The following is a 16976-nucleotide window of genomic DNA, read 5'->3' as shown; positions in this document are numbered from 1 at the left end:
GGTCCCTTACGACTTCCTGCCAGCAACCAGGATTTGGGCCCCGGTTGACCGCAACAGCGGCAATCCCCGGTCTGAGTAATGCTGTAATCGATGGTGCAGCTTTACCCCGATCGCGCCGGAAAAGGGTTCGTACTTGAAAAAGGAAAATGGGCCGAAGCCGATCATGCGGCATTTGACCCGCACCAATCCAGCCGAGGTGAGAAGCTGGTCGAATTCTTTAAGGGTGTACCGATACACGTCAGGCGCCCTTGGAGGCTTGCGCAACTGGAACCGGTGAAGCGGCTTCTTCAATCTGGCTTTTAGCCAGGACAGGGCAGGCATATCGGCGGGATCAAGGAGGTGATTGAGACGATGCCGATTGTCTACGTTAAAGATTGCGTAACCACCGGGAACCAGGACTCTGGAAACCTCCTTCAATGCGGCATGGATGTTCGCGACCCACGGTAAAACGCCCAGGGCGATCAGACATCCGAAAGTTGCATCGCCAAAGGGCAATCGGCAGATATCGCCGATATGAGCTTTCACGCGGTCTTCCAGACCGCACTGGAGCGCATTGCGGCGCGTCAGGTCAATCATTGATTTGGCTTGATCGAGCGCCTCCAGGGTATACCCACGCCGGGCGAGGTCCACGGTCAGCAAGCCGGCGCCACACCCAACTTCCAGCACGCGCGTTGTTTTGGGCAGCGACAGCCCGTCAAAGTATTGCAGGGCCATCGAGCGGCGCTGTTGATGAATAATCGCAAAAACATCATTACCGCTGTAAAGTCCCTGCCAGTAAGATGATCCAGAGTCGAAATAGTCAGAAACAGACCTCTGTTCATTTTCCAGTGGAATGGCTGCTTCTGACGGCGTGCGCTTTCCCGCCGCTGCAGACGACAATTTGGTAACTGGGCCCATGGAATGTCCCTCATGAAGACGATTTTGGTCATTCGGCCGTTCACCCATCAAGATCGACCGTGCGCCATTTACAGCATGCGCCAGAAATCAGACCGGCGCTGAAACCGGCCCTATGGATTTAACGATGATTTGAGTTCCGCTTGAATAGCCAGTGAAAGGAATGCCCGGCCATTGCGAGGAAGGGGCGAAGATCATCGGCAGCAAACCAGGAGGTTTCCTCCAGGTTTCGCAAGGACCGCAGCCATCCTGCCACTCCCAGGGAGCCATCGCGCAGGCTGATGGCAGAAGAAATGAAGTCAAAATTTTCTGCCATCCACTTCCTGCCGTCTTTGGGCAGCGCTCTCGGCACCGGCTGGCCCGTCAAATCACGATAGAGGGCGCGCACCACGTCAGTCCCATCACTGTCAACAAATAAGCGGAAGGTGACGCCCGTACGCGGGTTGACGTCGAGGAGCTTGTACTGGCCGTCCCGGGCATCGTACTTGTATCCAATATCCAGGACGCCTCTGTAGCCAACCGCCCTCATGAAGTCCTGGGTCGCCCTGATAACCGCGTCGTTGGTGACGCAAATCCCCAGGCTGGTTACTCCCTTGTAGGCAGGGTATTGGCGGATTTTCTGTCCCGTGACGGCAAAAAGACACTCCGAACGATCGTCAAAGTATCCGTTAAACATCCAGATCATTTCCGAAGAGCCGGGAATGTATTCCTGAAGCATCAGGTTGCGCGACTCAGGCGTCTCCCACTCATCGTAAAGCTTCAACAACGTCGCCTGGTCTTGCACAAGGGCCATCCTGGCGCCGGCGTGGCGAAGCAGGGCGACCGTATTGATGCCCTTCAACATGATCGGGAAGGTCGCAGTTTCCAGATACTCCATGACATCATCACGTGAATGTGGAAAAGTGGTGTGGGCCGTCGGGATTGAAAACTGCTCACACAGGTCATACATCGATTCCTTGCTGGAAAGGGCGCGGGCCAGCCCTGCCGGCTGATCGGGAAACAGGAACCCCTGTTTCAGTTTCTCCGCGTGGTCCGCCACAAAAAGACAGCTATCGTCATCGGTGGGCAGGAGAATCGGATGACAGCCGATTTCGCGGCTGAGTTCCAGCAGTCGGTCAACCGACGCACTCGCGGGATGCTGGGAAAGCGCCCAGAAGATGTTCTTTTTCCAATATCGCGATCGCGCGGCTGGTGACCGAGGGTCGCCATGGACCCCGTACACGCTGATGCCGAGACGGCCCAGGCTCCGCGCAATCGCATGGCCATGATACCCTGGCGCAATCACGACGGCCGGAACCGAAGTATTCAACGCATCCATTGCCCGCGAAGGCTGAAGCGCCTTCACGGCGGGCCGTGGTTCCTGTACCGGCCCTACAAGCACCGTTTGCTCTCTCATTCCTCGATCACCCCTCCCCTTTCAAACCTGTAGACCCGATCCAAATCATTAACATGGGTAACGATGAAATCCAGATCTCTCGTCTGGTCAGTGCGACGCAGATAATCAGCGCTGGCGCCACGGGTTATCTCCTCGAGAGGCGCCCCGCTCCATTTACTGATGATATCTGCCGTCTTTTTGTCCTGCGCTTCGAACCCGAGGCCCACAAGCTCCTCGGCAATCCATGCGCAACAGAGTTCGTCCTCCTCTCGGAACTCACCTCTGGCCCCCGCGCCGATCACCGCAATTTTCCGGTGTCGGTTTCTCAACTGGCCGGCGGCGGCCTTCCAGTTGCGAAGGCAGGCTACGTACATTGATTGCGACTGGTTTCCGGCGCAGATCAGCCTTGAACCCGACGTCGAAAGAAGCACCATGGGCCGGTCGATATCGGTCCTGAGATCGATCTCGGCCGGGCTGTTGTTCAAGTGGAAGCCGAACGGCATATTGCCGCCGAGTTCGCCGACGAGCAACGGATTGGAAAGCTCGCCGGCGAGGGCCACGGCGGCCTCGAGGGTTGGCACCGGAAAACACTTTCGACCCCGGGCAACAGCGGTCACAACCACCGTCGTTGCCCTGATGACATCGACTGCGATGATCGCGTCTTCATCCTGATGGGACTCGACACTCTCCGGGAAGCAGTCAATCACAACCACCTTGCCGTCTGCTGGCGCCATTTCCTTATATTCCCCGGGTCCCTGGAGATGCTGGGCGAAGGTTCGGCTTTTCAAACGCATCAGAGTGCAGGCCGCGGCGATAGATCTCGACGCGCAGCAACTCTTCCAGGCGAACATTGCTGAGGCGCACACGATTTCCGAAGTGCTCCAGCAATGCGAATTGGCTGGGCTTGTTGGGCGCCTCGAAAGTCGCAATGTCAAGGCCAAATTCCTCGGCGAAGCGGTCTGCGAACGCGGCGTTGAGGGACCCGTCGGTCCCGAAAAGGCCCACGCCGGAAGCGCTTTCGCGCGCTTCGACAATCAGCTCCATCGCCCCGGCGTCCAGCCAGGCGTGTCCCCGCGCTATGGTATCTTCAAGCGATTCCTCGCTGAACGGCCCCTCGTGTTTCTTTCCCATTTCGTACTGGACTTCCAGTCCGCGCTCCTGCGCCAGTCGAAAGATCTCGCGGGGCTTGCGATTCAGCTCGGTGAATCCCTCGCCGCACTCGATACGCAAAACGCCGATGTCCGCGCACAGGTCCAGGTATGCTTCGAGTTGCCCCTGGGCCACAGCAACCTCAAAAGGTCCGCCTCCCGTGCAGGTGGGCACGCGATGGGCCCGCGCTGCTGCGACCTTCCGGCGCGTAGCTCTTTCGTCGGCGATCATCCAGCACGCCATCGAAATCTTCAGGCCTGCCATGAGGTGGGCGCTCTGGTCGAGATGGCTCTCGAGCGTGCCCGGATCGTAGCCGGGATCGAACGGCGTGGTGAGCGGCGGCAGGCTCGATACACCTATCAACCGCAGGTAGCCGCTGGTACTGGGCATAACGCCTGCGGGTGTTGAATTGATCGGTACTACATTCACGGGTCTTGCATTGGTTGTTGCCATGGTCTCGTTGTCCCTCCCATTATCCAGCCGCTGTGCGCGGCCTCGGTGCGATTTGCACTCCCCGATCGGGGATGTGCGTATCTGCCAAATCAAGTTAAATCAGTTGCGATGGACCCTGATGTCTTACGCGCTTCAACATGCTGCGCAGGAATGACGGCGCGTGCGCCCTTCCGGCCGATTGAAACAAGCTGAAAAGCCTCCACTGGATCAGTTCGGTCTGGACCCAGTGCCGCGGGCGCGAATCGTGAAAGTCAAAAAGTCCCAGGTCCGCCAGCAGCGCAAAAAGTTGCTGGTCTTCGGCGGCAGGGTGTCCCACTGCTGCTCCGCGAAAGATGGGCTGGCTGCGAAACGTCACGCACGTCACATCAAACAGGTAGGCGCCGGGATTTTCTGTCGACGCCCCGGCATAGTCAAAGTAGGGGCCATCGTGTACCCGCGCTCCCGGCCGGATGAGACCTTCGAGCACGATTTCCGCTTCCGCCGGCACTTCAAGATTTACCGTCCTGCACCTGACCAGCGGAACTCCGCTGCCGCTGAATCCTCCGGCCAGTTCGTACTCATCGCCGCCGGACGGATAGCCGGAACCGGCAGCCATGACCACCGCCTCAGGGGCGCCGATCACAACCGCCATTTCGAGCGACTGTCCACGCTTCTCAGCTTTGGCAAAGTGGCGGCCCAGATGGCTTGCGGAAGATGTGCTGACGGTGGTCTGATGGCGCCCGAGAAGCTGCATCCGGTAGACGCCGAGGTTCCGGCGGCCGGTTTCAGGGTCGCGGGTCACATTCGCGTGCCAGGTCCCAATGTATCGGCCGGCGTCATATCGGCTCCACTGGGGTACCGGAAATTCGAACAGGTTGACCTCAGGTCCCTCCATCACGTTTTCCAGCACCGGCCCGCTCGCGACCATCACCGGCTTCACAGGGGCTGCAGCTCTGCGCCGTGCCTCAACAAGTATCTCTTTCCAGGGTTTCTCCGGCTGGAGCCCGAGCGCCAGCGCGAGGGACGAAGGATTGCTCAGCCCGTTGGCGAACACGCGCATGCCCGGATAGCCCTTGATGTTTTCGAAGAGCAGCGGCTGCTGATGGCTCCTGGTAATGTCTCCGAGTTCAATCTGCCAATCGACGGGGTCGTCGATGCGCTTCAACTCGCCCCGCGCCGACAGAACGTCGATAAAGGCGCGAAGATTCATCTGCCGGCCCGGCTTTACCTCGTGCAAGGGCGGCATCAGGGCGCCAGCGCCCGAGTCGATTGCGGCCTCCGGAAGTTTCGCGCCTGCGGAGATTACTGTCATCATCCTCGCCTCGGAAGCTCTTGATCAAAATGGGTACAGAAGGCGCTCAACGCCCGGACCTTGCTCCACATCTCGAGGTCTGCGTGCCCATTGCCGCCATCTTCGGGAGTGGCGCCGCCGAGAAACTTCTTCAACAGTTCCATCACATAAGCCCGTTCCTGGTCAGAGTAATGAGACATCGCGTCCAGATGCTTCCGCAGGAATGTTTCGCGGTCAATTTGCGGGCCGGCGCGAAGGTCCCGCACAATGGAACACGCTGATACCCCGGCCTGCCAGCGCGTGAAATTTTCAATCTGCTCATCCACAATCGCCTCAGCGCGCGGAATCTCCTGCTCACGGGCCTTCAGGTTCAGCAAAACCATCTCTTTGAGGTCGTCGATGTTGTAGAGGGAAACATTCTTCAGGCCGGCGACCTCGGGCGCGACGTTGCGCGGGACGCCCAGGTCCATCAGCATCAGCGGCCGGTGCTTCCGTCTGGCCATGGCCTGTTCGAGGATTTCCAGCGTCAGCACGGGCGCAGAACTGGCTACGGATGCCACCACCAGGTCCGGCCAGGACAGGTTCTGCTGGAGGTCCTCCCATGGCGCCACCTCGCCTCCATAACGGGCCACCAGGACCTCGGCGCGTTCGGCCCTGCGATTCAGGACTCGTATCTGCTGCATTCCGCGGTCGCACAGGTGCCGAAGGACCTTTTCGCTGGTGATACCGGCCCCCAGAATCATGGCTCGCCGGTCCTTGAGCGACGACAGCGTTTTCTCGGCAAGCTTCACTCCGGCAAACGCCACCGACATGGGATGCACGCCAATCCCCGTACCGGTGCGAACGCGCCTGCCCACTTCGATAGCGGACTGGAACAGGCGGTTGAGGACGCGGCCCGTGGCGCCCAGCTCGTGGGCGCTGGCGTAGGCCGAGCGCACCTGACCCAGAATTTCAGATTCCCCCAGCATCATCGAGTCCAGACCTGAAGCAACGCGATAGATGTGCCGCACGGCAGCCCGGTCGGTGTGCCGGTAAAGGGCGCCTTTCACCTCGCCAGGCGGCAGCTTGCGGTAGTCCATCAGGAAGCTTTCCAACAGGTCGGTCCGGCTCCCGGTCCATCGGCTGGGAACGCCATACACTTCCGTGCGATTGCAGGTGGAAAGCACGAGGGTCTCGTTCAGCAATCCGCGTGACAGGATTTGCGACGAGACTTCGCACGCCTGTTCCTGGTTAAAGGACATTCGCTCGCGCAATTGGACGCTAGCTGTTTTGTGATTGAGTCCAACGACGACAATTTCCATCTCAGAATTGCCCTCCCGGTTTTTGGACCTGAATCTTCACCCCGGTCCCAAAGGGTCCTGCGGTAAATCCTTGTTGGGCTGAGAGTGTGGAGCGCCGCGCAGCATCCGGCGGGGCCGGTCAGACACAAGCTCGATTGTAGCGCCGCCGTCCCGGCGGCAATTTTCAGGGCCGGTCCCGCTTGGCGGGGCCGGCGCTACGGAAGTCCTTCACTCGATTATGCAATCCTCATTAAGCGGCGATGCAAAGCTGCCTGCCATTCAGGCATTGCGCCACCTGCACGGCAGCGTAGGTGATGATGACGTCGGCGCCGGCGCGCTTCATGCAGGCCAGGGCCTCGAACATGATCCTGTTCCGGTCGAGGCGTCCCATCCGCGCTGCGGCGTCGATCATGGCGCACTCGCCGCTCACGTTGTAAACGGCCAGCGGCATCTGGAACTGCTGCTTGGCGCGATAAACAACGTCGAGATAAAAGAGCGCCGGCTTCACCATAATGATGTCCGCGCCTTCCTCGATGTCCAGGGCGATTTCACGCATGGCTTCGTTGGAGTTGAAGACGGGCATCTGGTGCGTCTTCTTGTCGCCTTTGGCCAGCGCGGATTGCGTTCCCTCTTTGAAGAACGGGTCGTAGAGCTTGGACGCAAACTTTGCCGAATAGGCCATGATGGGCAGATTCTCGAAGCCGTTGGCATCGAGGGCCTGGCGCATGGCGCCGATCTGGCCATCGAGCATGGCGGCGGGCGCAACCATGTCCGAACCCGCCTCGGCATGCGAAACGGCCGTTTTGGCCAGCAGTTCCAGCGACTTGTCGTTCACCAGATAGCCGTTCTCAAGAATTCCGCAGTGGCTGTGCGGCGTGTATTCGCACAGGCACACGTCGGTGGTCACCAGGATGTCCGGAACGCTCCGCTTCACGGCCCTGACAGCTTCCTGGACAATGCCACGGGGAGAGTATGCCCCGGTGGCGTTCAGGTCCTTATCGGCCGCGTCGGGAACGCCGAAGAGCAGAAGCGCGGGCACGCCCAGGGCCTGCGCTCTCCGGGCTTCCTCCACCAGGCAATCGATGGAGAGATGATAGTTTCCCGGCAGCGAACTGATCTCCTGCTTGATTCCGTGGCCTGGCACCACGAAAAACGGCTGAAGCAGATCGTCGACCGCCAGCGTCGCTTCACGAACGAGCCGCCTGAACGTCCCGTTCTGCCGGAGTCTCCTCATTCTGGTTGCTGGAAATGCCATACACTCCTCCTGTTGCGTTGTGCGTCTTCTGTGCAGGTTTTAGAGAATAGAAAGGCAGGATTTTTCCACTCGCCGTAGGCATTGGAATTTGACGAGTCACCCGAATCATTCCAGACTGAGACCACATCTGGGTGCCGGACTGCGCCCAGAGACGGTCCTCGGCGTGCCGCAGAAACCGAAGGAAAGTCTTTACCACCTCGCTTTCATTGATGGTTCCGACGCGGGGGCTGATCAGCAGGCGCAGATGGGGGATTCCGTTTTGGTTTTCGCCCTCAACTAACTGGTAGTCCGTGCTCTTCCCGCCAAAAGCTTCGGGCAGTTTGCTTTCGATGATCCATACGAAATCCGTGTTGACGAACGTCACTCCCTCTCCCGTAAGCTTTTCATAGCTTCGGATGTTCGACAGGTGCGTCCTGAAGCCGAGCTGGCCAAATCCACAGGCGCACGGCCCGGTGTCAACGTCCCCGTAGTCTCCCATATCCACGTTCAGCAGCATCTTCGGCGACTCATAGAGGATGTTGGTGAAAAGATACGAGTCCACCGTCGAGTCCGAGTACGGAACGCGGCACTGGTGAGGAATGATGGCCGTGGTGTCCTCGTAGAGATGGCAGTGATCGCTTGCCTGATACGATTCGTTGCATCCCGCGGCAATCACGCCGGCTTCTGAAATTCCGTAAACTGGCACCGCATGCGCCCCCATGGCCTCGATTTCCTTCTTCTTGTGCGGTGTGAGAGGCTCGCCCGTGACGAGGAACCTGGCGCCCTTGAGGTTCAAGTTCAAGTCGGAGGCTGCCATGCAAATCCGCGCCGCCGAGGCCGCAAACGTATAGACAACGCAGCGCGGATGTTCCTCGAGCATGCGTGACGCCCATCGTGCCACTGTCTCGGCGTGATGAAGGTCAACATAGACGGCAGGGGCCAGCGGGTTTCCGTAGATGCGGCTGAGCAGGTAAATCATCTTCTTGCCCCAGCTCCGTTCCCAGCTCAGCTGTAACTTGTCTTCATCAACCTGCGAAAACCATTTCCGGACTGGGTTCCCGATGTGCGCATACCTCAGGCTGGAATTGATGCCGGGCGCGCCGGGAAAAACCGGAAACCAGTTGGCCACCGGGGCCGTCAGGCAGCCATGAACGTCCAGCAAAAGGGCGTCGTAAAGCGACCGCTGGTGAAGGTAGTCAAAGTCAATCCGGACCCTCGTGCCGGCGCTGCGGGTTGCGCCGCTCCGCACTTCGTAAGACTCCGCGACAAACGGGTTGTCAAACATCCTTTCATTGCATTGGAACGAGACCCCGTTGCGGCGGACCGGCACTCGGCCCTTGAATTCATCGACGGTGAAGTAAACGCCTTCCGCTTCGAGCCGGCGAAGGGCCGCTTCAAGTCCGTCTCTTCCGACCCAAGCGCGAAGGTCGTCAAAGGTGATCTTCCTCGGTCCCAGCAAGTGCCGGTAAGGGCTGGCGGGATACCGGAAAATCCCCTTCTCAATGAATTTCAGGAAATTCTCTTCACGCGCTGCAACCCGTTGCTGAAGGGACGTTCGCGCAAGCGCGATCGCCTCCTCGGGTCCCATGCGGACCTTATGGAACCTTCTGAACCCGTCGATGAATCGGATGTACTTTCGCATTCTTACTCCTGCCGCTGGAACTCCGGCCTGGGCTTGTTCCCGCCGCTTGAGGTAATTCACAAAAGATTTCGGCGGGCCGGCGACATTGCCAGCCAATTGATTCGGGAAGATTTGAATGGGAACCAAAAAGCCTGGTGAGAGAATTTATGAGAAACGATCAGCCAAAATGCCGATACAAAACACGCCCTGCGGCGATAAAGACCGGCTGCGGCGTATGCCCCAGGACCCATCCGGCCGGCCGCTTTAGCAACCCCAGAATGCCAGGGCGCGATGCCGGCTGCGGAAATTTCCAGTAGTTCAGCAGAACTCGCTTTCCGCCGAGCCGGTCTTTGAAGGCGATGAGCCCTTCGTTGTCCCAGCCCGAGCGGCCAAGGTCGAGTTCGGTAAGCCCGCGGTCCCTGGCCTCCCGGATGGCTTTCCAGAAAAGCCACGGCATCCCGCCCAGATTGTTAAGCCGGGTGTCGGAACATCCGTACTTGTAGACCATGGTTTTCTGATGTTGAAGTGTGATGATCCCTGCCGCCACCTGTTCACCCTGCAGCGCCACCCGCACCTGCATCGCCGGGCCCAGGCACTCGGCCAGGTTCTGAAACCATCGGAACGGCTGGGGAGGGACCCGCTGCCGCTGCCGCGACTGCACAAACAGGTCGTAGAACAGCCTCAGCACCGGGATTGACCGGCCTTCCACGTACTTCAGCCCTTCCTTGTCAGCCCGCTTGATCTTTCGTTGAACGCAGTCTTTGTGAAAGCCTGAGTAGATGGCCTTCTCATCCCGCGCCAGATCAATGGCGTGAAAGCAGTAGCTCTCGCCCGGCTCCCGTCCGGAACGGAGACCCGGAAAATCACGGCGCGGGCGAAATTCAACCTGGCTGAATTTGCCGCTCTTCTGCTCTCGCGACAACTCATCCAGCAGAGCAGGAGCCATGCCGTCCTCGTCCAGCAGAGGATCACAGTGGTCGGAGAATGGAAGCGAAACCAGCCGTTTGCCCGTCAGCCAGCTCCTTACACCGCAGAACGTCAGGCTGTTCCTCAATTCTTCGTGTGGCGCCGAGGTGGTATAGACCACCGGCGTATAACCGTACGTCCGCCGAAGGGCTTCCAGCCATTCCGATCGGTGGAAGATCGAGGAATACGGATGCCTCTCGACAAGGGTTTCCCATCGCCGGTCTTGAATAGGATTGATCTGGTAAATCATTCGAGGCTGGTTGCGAGCGGCGCCGCCGAATGCCCCAAATCTTCAGAGCATTCAGCAGCGCCATGACCTAATATTGCGAAAACATCAGTGAGCGACTGCGCCGAGGTTGACGGGCGCTGTGGGCGCCGCGGAACTCGCCGAGTAGCAACTTTTGGCGCTGAAATTCAGCACTCCGTTGGTGCCCTTCGAAGTGTTGTTGTAACAAAGCTCGGCGGGAATGGCATACGCGTGCCCGCCCGGGCCAGGGCCGCCCGTTACATCAGGGCCGATGGCAGGCCAAGGAGGAGATCCCCAGGGAGTTGACCACCAGCCCGGCTTCCCCGACAGGAAAAAGGAGTCGGGCAGCGACTGGCTGGTGGGCACGGCGCTGGCAAACTGCGAAATGCTGCTCGGCACTTCTGACGTGTCCCAGTGCACGTTGCCGGTGGCGACGTCATAATTGCCCCAGCGCATCAGGGTAGCGGCAACCAGAGGATCGTTGGGGATATTTGCTGACGTTCCATCATTGCCTCCCCATCCCAATACATAGATGGTTTGATTGGGATTGGAGCCGCTCGGAGCGAGGTCCTGGTACTGGGTGTGACTCCCCGGATTCCCGAGCACGTTGCCGATGACGTTGAAATAGCGGCTAAACGATTCGATGCCGATTACCTTTGTGTTATTCGATGAGCCGGACTGCCATCCCAGAATACGATTTCTGAACAGTGTGAGAAAATCACGGGTGCCGTGAATGGCATCGGATCGAACTCCATCAACCGTATTGCCCTCAAACAGAGTCATGTTTTCACCCGCGCCATGGGGCTGATATCCATCCATCATCCAATTGGAAGACACGGGGTAATAGTCGTCAATCGTATAGTTATACGCATAGACGTTTCCGGCATCCGGTCCGGTGGGAAGCAGCGGACTCGCGATGTGCTGGAAAATGTTATTTTCGACCAGACAATCGGAAGATTGATAGGCCTCGACACCGTAGCTTTCGGTTGAGCCGTTCTTCGTTCCGTAGAAATAACTGTTCTGAATCGAAATGTGGCTTGCGATGTACATCCAGACGTGGTTCCGGTTGGGAGTAATCGATCTGACGTTGCTGACCCAGGAATTAGAGGCATTGTTGAACCCGATCCCGGCCGTGTCGTTGCTATTCGTGTGGTCCATGGAAAGGTCCTCGATGCCGTCTCCCGAGGCGATCTGGCTCGCCCACCACGCTCCCGGGCTCTGTGACCCCCGCCAGTTCGGCATATAGAGTCCAGGGGAGATCGTCACCGTACTTCCGCTGACCGCCGTAACCGTTACGAGCTGCTGCTGGGAGCGGTTGGAACGGCCGGCTCCTCCCGGTCCCTCCGTCGAGCACACGCCCTGGGCGCTGCACACAAATAGATTCCCATTATCGGAAGAGTCATCCGCTTGATCCAGGACGATAACGCTCGAGCCGGGATGAAGGTTGCTGGTGTTGCTCAGGGTGATTTGCGTTGTTCCCTGGGAGTATCCGGCGGTCCAACTGGCGGCATTTTGCGGCCCACCCTGCCAGCTATTGCTGCCGGAAATACAGATGTCAGCGCCAAGTCCGTTGCATCCGGTATCGCCCGTGAACACGAGAAAGGTTTTGTCGGAACCGGCGCCGCGAAGGGTCACGTTACTTTGACCCCCAAAATCTATCCCTGCAGACAGGTTATAAGTGCCGGCGTTCAAATAAACCACTCCATTGCTTGCGCAGGAGGCGATGGCGCTGTTGATTTCGGAAGGGCTGGCGCCGGGGCTCAGTGTGGCGCAAACGGAAGTGCGATTCTGAATGCCTCCGTCGACGCCGGCGTTGCTCCAGTTGATCATTCTGCTGGGTGCGATAATCCCGCTTGCGCTCTGAGCTCGTACATAAACGGGAAACCCAATCGCGATGACAAAAAATAATACGGACAGTTTACGGTCCATTTTCCCTATGCCTCTTCTGTTAATTACCGGGGCACCCGCGTAATGCGAGTCTTCGCAGATGTTCCCGCAGCATGAACAGTATATGGACGCGCAAGCTATCCAATCTACTGGACAGGCGGCCAGAAAAAGGTCAGGGATATTCGGCTGCTCCCGGCGGCAAGCCAGGGTAGCCATCCGCTTGTTCCGTCAATGCTTCCTCGATCGTAAACGTCGTTTCAAGGGGTCCCGAACTGGGCTTTATCCTGCGAGGCTTGAATATGCCCGATGAGTGATTTCCGCTACCGAGTCCCACGAGTGGGAAGCGTTCGCATAATCCTGTATTTCGTTTCGCCGGCTATCCAGGTTTTTGAACAGCTTACTCTCAAAATAAGTCTCGATTGCCCTGGCCAGGTCAACCGCGTCTCGTGGTTTGCAGACGTATCCCGTTCGCCCTTCGACGATCTCCTCCCTGAGCGATCCCACGTCCGTCGCAATGACGGGGACGCCGAAACTTAATCCCAGGAAGAGCACGCCGCTTTGAAAAATTTCTGTATAAGGAAGAGCCAGGACGTCCGCTGCTTTGAAATACAACTCCACTTCTTCATCCGGGATGAAGTCGGCCTTGAGCGTGATCCGCCCCCGGCGGACCAGAGAACTGATTTCAGGTTCGATCTGCGCCCAGTATTCTTCATATCCTTTCAACCGGCGGCCGGCGATGATCAGCCGGTAGCGCGCGTCGATGCTCGAGATTCTCTGGAAGGCGCGAACCAGAAACTCGAGCCCTTTGGAGGCCCGCAGATTTCCAAAGAACAGGATTGTTTTTTCATCCTTGCTGATTCCCAGTTGCTCTTTTGCTTCGGCAGGGGTGAGACTTGTGCAAGGGACGGCATTATTGATCCCATAAGGTATCACGGTTACCGCCTGTTCGCGCACGCCAAAGCTTTCGATCAATTCGTGCTTCATTCTCGCCGTGTGGACAAAAATTTTGTCGGCAAGGCGGTATTGCACCCGCAGGGTGAGCCGGTTGAGCAGCGAATCATTCGAGTCTCTCCGGCCCGCATTAACGTTGTGCGCCGTGAACGCAATCTTCTTCCCCAGAGACTTGTAATAAAGCATCAGCAGAGTTCGATCGATGAGTTCGAACCTGTTATTCCACAAAATATGGAATATCTTTGGCCGCGCCGTCCAGGCGTAGGCGATCAGGCGGATGTAATAAGCCGCCAAACTCGCGATTTTCTCCGGCAGCCGGGCGCCGGGGGGCCATCCTTTCCGCAGGCTCAGATAGGTCAACCCGGAGGTCGAGCGCATTTCCGGGCCGTCAATGTCGGCGCCGCCGACCACGTCGAGGCATACTCCCGAGGAGGCCAGCGACATGGCCAGACCATAGGCGTAGTGCCTGTCGGTGCCGCCGGTAAGAAGGGCCGCCTCCACTGGTTTGGTTCGAAGCCCGGCCGCCTGGCTGGGGCTGCCGGGGCTTTCTATCTTACGATCTGGCGCGGCCTTCAGAACTGACATACGCACTTCTATTACCTCCCGCTCAATTCTGGAATTTCTTCGCCGGCGGGCCTGAGCACCCCACCCTCGCGGAGCCCGCTGGAAGCGGTAGCGGCAGCCGGCTTCGGAGAGCGGCGCGAAGGAAGCAGGTCGGGCAAAAGCTTGAGCAACTGATACAGAGGCTCGAAGCTTCGGAACAGGGCCACCACCGCCATGAGATAAAGAGCGCCGAACAGAAGAGAAACCGTCGTCATCCGCGCCAGCGCGTCGCCAATGCCCTCAGCCGTGCCGAAAGGATGGAAATGCCACGCCAGCCAGCCGGAGGCGCAGCCCGCCAGCACCGAGGCGGCGATGTACCGCCAGATGGTTTCCAGCACGGGCCTGATTCCGAAGCCGATGGGCTTGCCCGCATACCAGAACGAGGGGAGCATCAGGATCCAGAATGAGGCCGTCCACGCCATCGCAATTCCAACCGGCCCCCACCGGAGCCCGAGGACAAACAGCAGGGCGGTGACGCCAAACTCGATCAAGCCCCAGCGAAACCAGCGGTTCGCCGTTCCAATCGAAAGATGCATCCAGCCATGCGTGTAATAGAGCAGCATCACGCCAATGCCCGGCCCGAAGTAGACAAAGATCTGGCCCGCTTCGTCCCATCCCGGCCCCAGCACCACGCGGATGAGGTCTTTGCCCACCAGGCAGAGGTCCGCGCCAATTCCCATTCCCACAAAAGCCAGCAGCGCCAGCGACCTCAGGAAGTACCGCCGGTATTGCAGCACGTCGTCCTTCAACCGGCTCAAGGCCGCGACGGCAACCACGGCCAGCGGTGAGACGAGTTGGTTGGAAGAGAGCGCGAAAAGGTCATAAGCCTTCTTGTAGAAGCCGAGCGGCCCCGCTCCGAAGCGCCATCCCACCAGCACGTTGTCCATGTTGCGGGCGAAATAATTCACGGTGAAATGGCCGTAAACGTTGATGGCGTAGCGCACCAGCCTGGCCGTCCCGGCGGCGCGGCGCGGAAGCCCGGGCGCCCACGGGCAAAGAAAAAATGCGCCAACCGTGGTGCTGAGCGGCAGGGCCACGGTCCCGGCCACCAGCGCCCAATATCCCCACCCCATCCAGGCAAGCACGATCGATAGGGCGACTGAAACGCCGCGGGCCGCAATGTTGAGGACGGCAATCGCCGGAAATTCCATGGCCCGCTTCAGCAGCGCCAGGTGCAGCACCGAGGCGCCGGTAATAAAAATGGTGAGTGAAACTCCGATGCTGACGGCCGTTACGCGCGGGTCGCCGTAAAACCACGCCAGCAGCGAGCCTGCGCCCGCAAACGCGAGGGTCAGCAGAAGGCTGGCGCCCAGATTGATCCAGAACAGATTGCTGGCCAGCGCCCGGTTGATCTCCTCGGTCTGGACAACCGCTTCGGTGAAACCGTTCAGCCCGAAATTCATCACCAGCAGGCTGAAGGTGGTGACCATCGCCACGATGCCGAAGTCCGCTGGTGCCAGCAGGCGGGCCAGCACCACGGTGGCCACCACCTGGACACCCAGAGACAGGCCCTGGGCAGAAATCGAGGCCCCGGCGCCGCGCACGGCAAGGCGCCGCAGTTCGTCGTGGCCGCCGGCCACGGGATGGAACATTCCCTGCGCGTCGAAGGGCCTCAATAGCTCCTCGCAAAAACCTGTTCATCGTCATCCGGATAGCCCACGGGAACCAGCACCTGTGATTCATCGAGCGGAAGTTCCCATACCTCACGAGTGGTAGTGTCGGGCACCGCCATGATGGCAAGCAGAAGAAAAATCCACATGGGATCGAGCATCCTGAAGCCTGCTTCCGCCAGGTTGTAGGCGGCAGCGGCGGAAAAATAGGCCAGCCTGAGGCTGCCGGCCATCGGGTCGCGCCGATAGACCTCAATCAGGTGCCGGTAACCCGTCACCAGCAGATTGGCGAGCAGCAGCACTCCCACCCATCCCAGGTTGAGGTAAACTTCCAGATAACCGTTGTGCGCCTCGTTAGGCTGCCAGGAGAAAATGCTCCAAAGCTGTTCCAGCCGGTTCCCCAGCCAGAAACTCTCGAATCCGGCGCCAAGCCAGGGGTGGGTATCCATGCCCGTCAGGGCCTTCCAGAGATCGGTCCTGCCGGTCAGCGTCGAGTTGCGTCCAAACAGGTGAATGATGGACGTGAATATTTCCGGAAAAACGAAAACCAGGCAGGCCGCGAAAAGCATTGCCGCAACCGCGATGTGCACGTTGGACGGCTTGCGGGTGCCGGGCAGGTTCACCATCACAATCAGCATCGCTCCCGTCACAAAGCAGAACAGCGGGGTGATGGAATTGGTTACCGCAAAAAGCCACGCGATGACTGCCAGGGCCGCCCCGAGCGCCAGCAGTTGGCGGTTCCTTCGCCGGCTGTCGCGCATCGCCTTGATGAACAGCCACACGCAGCCAAGCCCGGCAACCAGGCAGATGACCCCCAGCATGTTCTTGTTGGTGGTGACGCCGATGTTGGTGACATACCCGTCTTCAAGGTCGTAGGCGCGCCCGATGCTGGGATAGAATTCGATCAGCAGCACGGAGAGCGGCATCAGGATAAAGGCCACCCGCGTGATGATTCGCTTGATCGCTTCTGTCCGGTTCCGGTCTGTGAGAATAATGACGACCATCACCACGTCGCCAATCGCTTTGAACCATCTCTTCAGGGCCAGGTCGGGAGTGGCGGACCAGAAGGCGCTGAGAGCGCAGTAACCGAAAAAGGCCAGCAGGGGCCAGTTCATTTTCAGCAGCCGCGCCACCCGGTGCACCCGGCACATCAGCACGATGATCCCCAGCATCAGCAGGCCGGTAAGGACCAGGCGGTCGAGCGGGCTGCCTTCCCCAGCCTGGCTCGCGGTCCGCATCATTTCGTCGGTGGGATTCTCGAACCACAGGGAGACCATCCGCGACCCTGCCAGCAGGATCCAGGCCGTGGGAATCCAAAGGGCCGGCGAGGTCCGCGACTTGGGGTCCCAGTAAAGCGCGAAAAGCGCCAGAATCCCAAACCCGACAGCAAGTGTGGCCATGGAACTCATAAAATTCCCATAAATACCCCTCACCTG

The 16976-nt window shown here is 59.1% G+C and carries 13 protein-coding genes; all 13 read right to left on the bottom strand.

Annotation, left to right across the window (positions count from 1 at the left end; genetic code table 11):
- Nucleotides 1–6: 6 nt before the first annotated feature.
- The 13 genes from VFQ24_17555 to VFQ24_17495 all read right to left on the bottom strand — a co-directional run bounded on the left by VFQ24_17555 (nt 7) and on the right by VFQ24_17495 (nt 16940).
- The gene (locus VFQ24_17555; GenBank protein ID HET9180165.1) at nt 7–897 is read right to left on the bottom strand and encodes a methyltransferase domain-containing protein; all 891 of its coding nucleotides are present in this window, start codon (nt 895–897) and stop codon (nt 7–9) included.
- Between the two features lie 118 nt (nt 898–1015).
- The gene (locus tag VFQ24_17550; GenBank protein ID HET9180164.1) at nt 1016–2290 is read right to left on the bottom strand and encodes a hypothetical protein; all 1275 of its coding nucleotides are present in this window, start codon (nt 2288–2290) and stop codon (nt 1016–1018) included.
- Nucleotides 2287–3003 carry a 2-phosphosulfolactate phosphatase gene (locus VFQ24_17545; protein ID HET9180163.1) on the bottom strand — a complete coding sequence of 239 codons (717 nt, stop codon included), beginning with the start codon at nt 3001–3003 and terminating at the stop codon, nt 2287–2289. Before VFQ24_17545 ends, VFQ24_17550 begins: the two co-directional genes overlap by 4 nt.
- Nucleotides 3004–3007: 4 nt before the next feature.
- Nucleotides 3008–3808, bottom strand: a complete 801-nt coding sequence (locus VFQ24_17540) for a phosphosulfolactate synthase (GenBank protein ID HET9180162.1) — start codon at nt 3806–3808, stop codon at nt 3008–3010.
- 157 nt (nt 3809–3965) lie between these two features.
- Entirely contained in the window at nt 3966–5165 is a 1200-nt protein-coding gene (locus tag VFQ24_17535; GenBank protein HET9180161.1) for a UbiD family decarboxylase, read from the bottom strand.
- Nucleotides 5162–6442 carry a glutamyl-tRNA reductase gene (gene hemA / locus VFQ24_17530; GenBank protein ID HET9180160.1) on the bottom strand — a complete coding sequence of 427 codons (1281 nt, stop codon included), beginning with the start codon at nt 6440–6442 and terminating at the stop codon, nt 5162–5164. The genes VFQ24_17535 and hemA overlap by 4 nt, the downstream gene beginning before the upstream one ends.
- Nucleotides 6443–6671: 229 nt before the next feature.
- Nucleotides 6672–7676 (bottom strand): porphobilinogen synthase, encoded by a 1005-nt coding sequence (gene hemB, locus VFQ24_17525; GenBank protein ID HET9180159.1) that lies wholly within the window; start codon nt 7674–7676, stop codon nt 6672–6674.
- Complete coding sequence (locus tag VFQ24_17520; protein HET9180158.1) at nt 7609–9297, bottom strand: hypothetical protein; 1689 nt, start codon at nt 9295–9297, stop codon at nt 7609–7611. The genes hemB and VFQ24_17520 overlap by 68 nt, the downstream gene beginning before the upstream one ends.
- Before the next feature lie 157 nt (nt 9298–9454).
- Nucleotides 9455–10492, bottom strand: a complete 1038-nt coding sequence (locus tag VFQ24_17515; protein HET9180157.1) for a GNAT family N-acetyltransferase — start codon at nt 10490–10492, stop codon at nt 9455–9457.
- An 84-nt stretch (nt 10493–10576) separates the two neighbouring features.
- Nucleotides 10577–12418 (bottom strand): hypothetical protein, encoded by a 1842-nt coding sequence (locus VFQ24_17510; protein ID HET9180156.1) that lies wholly within the window; start codon nt 12416–12418, stop codon nt 10577–10579.
- Nucleotides 12419–12655: 237 nt separating this feature from the next.
- Nucleotides 12656–13912: a glycosyltransferase family 4 protein gene (locus VFQ24_17505; GenBank protein ID HET9180155.1), complete on the bottom strand. Its 1257-nt coding sequence runs from the start codon at nt 13910–13912 to the stop codon at nt 12656–12658.
- Between the two features lie 11 nt (nt 13913–13923).
- Nucleotides 13924–15546: a lipopolysaccharide biosynthesis protein gene (locus VFQ24_17500; GenBank protein ID HET9180154.1), complete on the bottom strand. Its 1623-nt coding sequence runs from the start codon at nt 15544–15546 to the stop codon at nt 13924–13926.
- On the bottom strand, nt 15543–16940 hold the full coding sequence (locus VFQ24_17495) for an O-antigen ligase family protein (GenBank protein ID HET9180153.1): 1398 nt from the start codon (nt 16938–16940) through the stop codon (nt 15543–15545). The genes VFQ24_17500 and VFQ24_17495 overlap by 4 nt, the downstream gene beginning before the upstream one ends.
- Nucleotides 16941–16976 lie beyond the last annotated feature (36 nt).

It is taken from the genome of Terriglobia bacterium, from assembly GCA_035712365.1.
Classification (GTDB): Bacteria; Acidobacteriota; Terriglobia; order UBA7540; family UBA7540; genus SCRD01.
Note: the sequence above shows the minus strand (reverse complement) of the source record. Positions and strands in the feature narration are given on the sequence as shown.

What these genes read in the sequence shown, in the direction of transcription:
- VFQ24_17555 (HET9180165.1), bottom strand. Translation starts at nt 897, where the DNA reads ATGGGCCCAGTTACCAAATTGTCGTCTGCAGCGGCGGGAAAGCGCACG.
- VFQ24_17550 (HET9180164.1), bottom strand. Translation starts at nt 2,290, where the DNA reads ATGAGAGAGCAAACGGTGCTTGTAGGGCCGGTACAGGAACCACGGCCC.
- VFQ24_17545 (HET9180163.1), bottom strand. Translation starts at nt 3,003, where the DNA reads ATGGCGCCAGCAGACGGCAAGGTGGTTGTGATTGACTGCTTCCCGGAG.
- VFQ24_17540 (HET9180162.1), bottom strand. Translation starts at nt 3,808, where the DNA reads ATGCCCAGTACCAGCGGCTACCTGCGGTTGATAGGTGTATCGAGCCTG.
- VFQ24_17535 (HET9180161.1), bottom strand. Translation starts at nt 5,165, where the DNA reads ATGATGACAGTAATCTCCGCAGGCGCGAAACTTCCGGAGGCCGCAATC.
- hemA (HET9180160.1), bottom strand. Translation starts at nt 6,442, where the DNA reads ATGGAAATTGTCGTCGTTGGACTCAATCACAAAACAGCTAGCGTCCAA.
- hemB (HET9180159.1), bottom strand. Translation starts at nt 7,676, where the DNA reads ATGGCATTTCCAGCAACCAGAATGAGGAGACTCCGGCAGAACGGGACG.
- VFQ24_17520 (HET9180158.1), bottom strand. Translation starts at nt 9,297, where the DNA reads ATGCGAAAGTACATCCGATTCATCGACGGGTTCAGAAGGTTCCATAAG.
- VFQ24_17515 (HET9180157.1), bottom strand. Translation starts at nt 10,492, where the DNA reads ATGATTTACCAGATCAATCCTATTCAAGACCGGCGATGGGAAACCCTT.
- VFQ24_17510 (HET9180156.1), bottom strand. Translation starts at nt 12,418, where the DNA reads ATGGACCGTAAACTGTCCGTATTATTTTTTGTCATCGCGATTGGGTTT.
- VFQ24_17505 (HET9180155.1), bottom strand. Translation starts at nt 13,912, where the DNA reads ATGTCAGTTCTGAAGGCCGCGCCAGATCGTAAGATAGAAAGCCCCGGC.
- VFQ24_17495 (HET9180153.1), bottom strand. Translation starts at nt 16,940, where the DNA reads ATGGCCACACTTGCTGTCGGGTTTGGGATTCTGGCGCTTTTCGCGCTT.